A 5,902-nucleotide genomic window follows, 5' to 3' on the forward strand; every position below is an offset into this window, starting at 1 on the left:
TCGACGCCGCCGACCGGCTCGCCCTGGGCGATGACGCGGACTCCCTGCGCTCGCTCGTGGACGACGACCGGCAGTTCGTACGGCTCATCGACGCACTGGTGCGGATCCGTCACGACGAGGGCGGCTACCAGAAGGTCCGCGAACTGGCCGACCGGCAGAGCTGACGGCGGGCGTCGCCGGCCGACGCGGGGCCGGCTCGCCGGTGCCCAGTGGGGTCAGGGCGTCGGTGCGGTCGAGGTAGCAGAAGGCGTCGTAGCGCTGCGCCAGGACAGTGGGTACGTAATTGCCCACGGGTTCGTACTGCGCCCGGTAGACGACGCCGATGGCCCGGTGGCCGCGCTCCTGGTGGAACCACTCGCGCCGGCCGGTGACGGGCGGCCTCTGCAACTGCACGTGGGGGAAGACGAACAGTGCCCGCTGCCCGGGCAGCGCCTGGTGCAGCAGGTCCTCCAGACTGCCGGCGTGCGCGGGCGGGACATCCATGATTCTCGGCACGTCTCCCCACTCCTCCGCGGCGATCACGGTCCCGGAGTGCGAACCGAAGCCGACCAGCACCACGCCGTCGCCCATATGGCGTTCACGCACCAACTGGCCGACGTTGACCAGGCCCCTGTCGGCCATGTCCGTGGCGCGGGCGTCCCCGATGTGGGTGTTGTGCTCCCACACCACCGCCTTGGCGCCGGAACCGTAGCGCTCCATCAGACGGTTCAGCGTGTCGGCCATGTGGTGGTCGCGGATGTTCCACGACTCGGGGCCGCTGCTGAGCATGGCCCGGTAGTAGCGCTCGGCGCCGGCCAGCACTTCCGCGTTCTGCCGCGCGGCGAACTCGGTGAGGGAGCCGTCCGTCACCGCCGTCTGCGCGGCCCGCTGCCGCAGCTCGGTGAGCAGGGACACCACCTGCGGTTCGCAGCCCTCGGGCAGGATGCGGGTGGCCACCGCGTAGGACTGCGGGTCCTCGGCATACGGCTCGAAGCAGCGGTACGCCTCCAGGGCATGGTCCACCCGGTCGGGGTCGTGCTCGCGCAGGTGGTCGAGCACCGCGTGCAGCGACTCCCACATGCTGTAGACGTCCAGTCCGAAGAAGCCGACGCGCCGCTCCGGCGGCTGCTCCTCGTTGTGCCGGCGCAGCCACCGGGCGAAGGCGGCCACGTCCGTGTTGCCCCACAACCACGTCGGCCACTGCCGGAAACCCGCCAGCACGTCTCCGGGATCCTCGGGCGAGCCCGGCGCCGCGACCACCGAGCAGTGCACGGCCTGGCAGTCGGGCCAGTCGCCCTCGACGGCCACGAAGGAGAAGCCCTTCTCCTCGATGAGCCGACGGGTCAGCACATCACGTACCTGGTAATAGTCGGCCGTTCCATGGGAGGCCTCGCCCAGCAGTACATAGCGGGCATCGCCGATACGTTCCAGCAGCGGGTCCAGCGACGCCGCATCGGACAGGGGCAGGGCCTCGTCCCGGATGCGGACCTGGTCGGTGTCGGACACGGCTTGTTCCCCTTCCGCGCGCTTGTCCTATCCCGCCCATTCGAGGAGGGGCTCGTGGCGTTCGGGAGCACGTAGCTCTGCCAGCGCCTGCTTCTCGAGCTGGCGTACCCTTTCGCGGGTCAGCCCCAGGTGCTCGCCGATCTGTGTGAGCGATTGCGGTCGACCGTCGTGCAGGCCGTACCGCAGGGTGAGGATCATGGCATCTCTCGGCGGGAGCGTTCCGATGATCGCTCGCAGTTGTTCTGCGAGCGCGCGATACTCCACGACGTCGGGGGCCTGCAACACTTCGGTGTCCTCGATCAGGTCGCCTACCACGGTCTCGCCGCTTTCCCCCACAGGGGTGTCGAGGCTGATCGCCTCACGCCCCACACGGCGCAGTTCCGCGACCCTCTCGACCGAGAATCCGGTCTCCGCAGCGACTTCTTCCACCGTCGGCTCGCGCCCCAGCCTCCCCAGCATCCGGCGTTCGACGCGGCCGAGTTTGGACAGGTTCTCCACCACGTGCACAGGCAGCCGAACGGTGCGTGCATGCTGGGCCAGTCCGCGTTCGATGGCCTGCCGGATCCACCAGGTGGCATACGTCGAGAACTTGTAGCCCTTGGTGTAGTCGAATTTCTCCACCGCCCGGATCAACCCCATGTTCCCTTCCTGGATGGTGTCCAGGAAGGGCAGGCCACGGCGCGCATGCCGTTTGGCCATCGCCACCACGAGCCGGAGGTTGGCGCGGATCATGTGGTCCTTGGCGCGCTGTCCGTCACGGGCCACTGCCTCCAGGTCCCGGCGCCACTCCGGGGCGAGTTCGCGCCGGTCGGCTTCTGCCTCCCGCAGCAGCTCATCGGCGTACACACCGGCCTCGATACGTTTGGCCAGATCGACCTCCTCAGCGGCGGTCAGCAAGGGGATGGATCCGATCTGGGTCAAGTACTGGCGTACCAGGTCCGGTTCCTCATGGGGTTCGCCCGGTTGCGCCTGGCGACTGGTGGTACCAGCGTGCGTCTCGGGCGGCATGGTCATCAGCCTCCAAGGCGGAGCACCGCAATCGCCGTTCGGCTCCTGCCCATCATGAGTCCGCCTGATCTCCGCCTACCCCGCCCGGTCCCCGTCACGCAGTACCACTCGTCGTACAGCCAGGGCGTGATGCGCAGGGTGGGCTCAGTTCGTCGGGTGCCAGATGATCTCGTCATGGGCGTTGAGGGCCGCAGCAGCGTCCTCGGCGTCGAGGGGCAGCGGTAGCGGACAGAGCGTGCGGATCTTGCTCAGCTCCCGGCGCGAGCGGACCAGGCCGGCGAAGTCGCGGGGGTTGTGAGCTGTTGGTGGTTGTGTGCGTATGAGTGCGTTCTGGCGTGTATGAGTGCGTGTCCGGGCTGTGGCGTGCGCGGTTTCCGGGGGGAACGGGGGTTCCCGGATCGAATGCGTGACCTTTTCGCGGGTGTGGTCGTTGGGTGGGTGACAGGCGTGTCCGGGGCGTGTGGAAGGGGGCGGGGTGGTGGGTGTGCTGCGTGAGCTGTCGGCGCCGTTCGTCGTCCTCGGCCCGTCCGGTGTCGCGATCCGTACCCGGCTCAAGGGCCTGACCGCTGGGGACGAGGAGGTGCTGAGGCTGGTCGGTGCGCATCTCGGGTCGCTGGCTTGCCGTGACCTGAAGCGGCGCTGTGCCGATGGGCTGGAGCACTCCACGGACACGTGGGCGCAGCGCAAACGCGCGCTGACCGGGAAGTCCTCGGCGCGGTGGGCGGGCAGTATCACGAGGGCCACGCATGACCAGTGGGCGCTGTCGCGGCGCGCGCAGCTCGCCCACATTCAGGGCCTGGAGGCCGGTGTGCGCACCATCGCGCACCGGCTGTCGCTGCCGGTGGGTGAGAAGGGGACGAAGCGGGCGCCGGGCGGCTACCGCTCCCGCCAGGAGTGGTTTCACAAGACCCGCCGCCTGCATGTGCTGGAGGACCGGCTGGCCGCCGAGCGGGCCGACCGCGAAGCCGGGCGGGTGCGCGTGGCACGTGGCGGCAAGCGGCTGGCCCGTAACCGTCACAACCTCGAGCAAGCGCAGCTCACCGAGGCCGGGTGGCGGCAGCGGTGGGAGGCCGCGCGCTGGTTCTGCCAGGCCGACGGCGAGAGCGGGAAGCGGTTGGGGAACGAGACGATCCGCATCACGCCGGACGGGGAGGTGAGCATCAAACTCCCGGCGCCGCTGGCACATCTGGCGAACGCGAAGCATGGCCGGTACGTCCTGGCCGGCACCGTGGCTTTCCGCCACCGGGGCGAGGAATGGGCCGACCAGGTGTCGGCGAACCGAGCCGTGGCCTACCGCATCCACCTGGACACCGGCCGCGGCCGCTGGTACCTCACCGCCTCGTGGACGATCCCGCCGGTCCGGACCGTTCCGCTGGCTCAGGCCCGCACCGGCGGCCTGGTCGGCGTCGACACCAACGCCGATCACCTCGCCGCCTGGCGCCTGGACCAGCACGGCAACCCGGTCGGCGACCCGCGCCGGTTCTTCTTCGACCTCGACGGACCGGCCGCCTACCGCGACGCCCAGGTACGGCACGCGCTGGTACGCCTGCTGCACTGGGCCAAGCGGCACGGCCTGAGTGTCGCGATCGAGGATCTGGACTTCCAGGCCGAGAAGACACGGGAGAAGCACGGCAGGCGGAAGCGGTTCCGCAAGCTGATCTCCGGCATGCCGGTGTCCAGGCTGCGCTCCCGGCTGGTGTCGATGGCGGCCGAACTCGGCATCACGATCGTGGCCGTTGACCCGGCGTACACGTCCAAGTGGGGCGCCCAGCACTGGCAGAAGCCCCTCACCACGCAGCATCGCAAGACCACCCGTCACGACGCCGCAGCCGTGGCGATCGGACGACGCGCCCTTGGGCATCGCATCCGGCGACGGACGGCACCGCCCCCTGCCCACCAGAGCGATGGACAGGGGCATCGGATCGCCCAGGCCGGACCGGGCGCCCAGGGACGTGAGGAATCCCGCCCCCGCATTCCCGGACCACGGACACGATCCGTGCGTGCCGGATGCGGAGCGAAAGCGGGGGACCAGTGTGCCCAACACCGTTCGGGGCACGCGGCTGAGCATGGGTTCTGGCAACAGGACTCACTCCCGCTCAGTCTTTAGGAACGGTCGAGCAGGAGGAACGACTCGACCAGGAGGCGGTTGGCGGGCAGGCCACGATCTGCGTACCAGCGGCGGTAGAGGTCGGCGACGGCAGGGCTGAGCCGTTGCGGCGTGTCGAAGCGCAGGAGGTCCAGGTCGAGGCCGTGCTGCCGGGTGAAGGTGGCGAGGTCATCGAGGAGGCCGGACTGCAGACCCCATTCCGCCTCGGGACTCTCGCCGTCGGGGGCGGGCGGGTTCCACCGGCACACCGGGGAACCGTAGCGGGCGAGCAGTTCGGCGACGCAAGGACCGCCGTGACGGTATTCCTCGGGAGTGGCGTCGCCCAGGGCGCCGAACTGGAACACATAACGGTCGTCCACCCTCGTGGTGGGCCAGCGCAAGGTGCAGTCGTCGACGACGACCCTCCCGCCGGGAGCCAGGCGGTCCTGAATGAACCGACGGTAGGGCTCGGGCAGCCGACGCCACTTGACCCGGAAGTACGTCATCCCGGCGATCATGAGACGGTCCTGATGGGGATCGTGCATGTGGTGCAGTACGAGGTCCGGGTTGGCGGCGAGCAGAGCCCGGCCCGCACCTCTGGTGGCGGCCAGGTCACCTCGCGGATCGTCCACCGCGACGCCGCTGCGGCGCACGGGCAGCAGCAGCGTCTGCGGCAGCCACGCCGCATCCAGTGCCGCCGCCAGATGGACCAGGGCGCCGTTGGAGGAACCGATGAAGATCAACGGGTAACGGCGATGGGGATAGTGACCGGTCACCCACGCAGCGAGTGCGTCCGAACGCACCTCTCCGGCCTTGCGCAGTGGAATGGCCCCGGTCCAGCCGCTGGCTGCGTACGCCCACTCCTGGGCGGCCGTCGGTAACCGGTTGAGCGTGCCCAGCAGGCCGGACAGCGGCAACTCCAGGGCGGCCGGCATCTGGCCGACGGCCGGGACGTCCCGGCCCGCGAGGAACCGTGACAGGGCACGCAGCATCCCGGTGGCCGAGTCGAACGCGGCTACTGCCCTCTCCGCCCTCATACAACCCGCCACCGACCCGCACCTGTCCACGTCCGAGGTAAAGGAGGGTGGCCGAGCCGATGACGATCATGGCGATGATCACGACGGTGAACATGGCTGCCTTCTTTGGCTCTCGGTTCGCACGTTGGTCTGCATCATTTCCGTCAATTCCCGTCGGCTCATTTAGCGTTGAGGCCGGCCGGGTGGTGTCCACGCGACGTGGGCACCACCCGGGGCGTTTGCGGTCAGCGCCTGAAAGCGTCCTTGGCTTTGTCGCCGGCCTGCTTCAGGCTTCCGGAGACCCGGC

Annotated in this window: 5 protein-coding genes; 2 read left to right on the plus strand and 3 right to left on the minus strand. The window is 69.5% G+C overall.

The window, feature by feature from the left end; genetic code table 11:
* Nucleotides 1-84 precede the first annotated feature (84 nt).
* Entirely contained in the window at nucleotides 85-1,485 is a 1,401-nt protein-coding gene (locus ACTWQJ_RS45110; protein WP_443312189.1) for an erythromycin esterase family protein, read from the minus strand.
* Nucleotides 1,486-1,512: 27 nt separating this feature from the next.
* The gene (locus ACTWQJ_RS45115; RefSeq protein ID WP_443312190.1) at nucleotides 1,513-2,499 is read right to left on the minus strand and encodes a sigma-70 family RNA polymerase sigma factor; all 987 of its coding nucleotides are present in this window, start codon (nucleotides 2,497-2,499) and stop codon (nucleotides 1,513-1,515) included.
* 472 nt (nucleotides 2,500-2,971) lie between these two features.
* Here ACTWQJ_RS45115 and ACTWQJ_RS45120 point away from each other — a divergent pair, with 472 nt between their 5' ends.
* A complete protein-coding gene (locus tag ACTWQJ_RS45120) occupies nucleotides 2,972-4,600 on the plus strand; it encodes an IS200/IS605 family accessory protein TnpB-related protein (RefSeq protein ID WP_443312191.1) in 1,629 nt (542 codons plus the stop codon).
* Here ACTWQJ_RS45120 and ACTWQJ_RS45125 read toward each other — a convergent pair.
* Nucleotides 4,597-5,616, minus strand: a complete 1,020-nt coding sequence (locus tag ACTWQJ_RS45125; RefSeq protein ID WP_443312192.1) for a hypothetical protein — start codon at nucleotides 5,614-5,616, stop codon at nucleotides 4,597-4,599. The genes ACTWQJ_RS45120 and ACTWQJ_RS45125 overlap by 4 nt on opposite strands.
* Nucleotides 5,617-5,663: 47 nt before the next feature.
* Here ACTWQJ_RS45125 and ACTWQJ_RS45130 point away from each other — a divergent pair.
* On the plus strand, nucleotides 5,664-5,902 hold a 239-nt coding region (locus ACTWQJ_RS45130), incomplete at its 3' end, for a hypothetical protein (protein ID WP_443312193.1).

It is taken from the genome of Streptomyces sp. KR55 (assembly GCF_052245645.1).
Classification (GTDB): Bacteria; Actinomycetota; Actinomycetes; order Streptomycetales; family Streptomycetaceae; genus Streptomyces; species Streptomyces flavusporus.